The 621-nt window shown below is 41.1% G+C and carries 1 pseudogene; it reads left to right on the forward strand.

From position 1 onward, the window contains the following. Window positions 1-621: pseudogene (locus tag RT405_RS11590) on the forward strand (AAA family ATPase); the annotation flags it as partial.

Below are 621 nucleotides of genomic sequence, written 5' to 3' on the forward strand. Positions count from 1 at the left end.
AATTATAGGAAGAAAAACAGAAATTCAACGGATTGTTCAAATATTGAGCCGTCGGACTAAAAACAACCCTGTTTTGATTGGCGAACCTGGAGTGGGTAAAACAGCTATTGCTGAAGGACTGGCCCAAAAAATTGCTTCGGGAGAGGTTCCATCAACATTAGCCAACAAACGTTTAATGATGCTTGATATGGGTTCGTTGGTCGCCGGTACAAAATACCGAGGCGAGTTTGAGGAACGGATGAAGAAAATAATCGATGAAATTTATCAAGACGGAGAAGTGATTCTATTTATTGATGAATTGCATACATTGATTGGAGCAGGAGGCGCTGAAGGAGCAATTGATGCTTCAAATATCATAAAACCTGCTTTAGCCCGTGGAGAACTGCAAACAATTGGAGCAACCACTTTAGATGAGTATCAAAAGTATATTGAAAAAGACGCAGCATTAGAAAGACGTTTTTCTCCTATACGCGTAGATCAGCCAACTCCAGAAGAAACAGAAGAAGTTTTGTTGGGGTTACGTTCTCGCTATGAAGAACATCATGGAGTTGAAATCACAGAAGAAGCGATCCGTGCAGCCGTTCAATTGTCTTCTCGTTACATCACTTCTCGACAATTGCC

This window comes from Carnobacterium sp. (assembly GCF_032094055.1).
In the GTDB taxonomy this organism is placed as follows: Bacteria; Bacillota; Bacilli; order Lactobacillales; family Carnobacteriaceae; genus Carnobacterium_A.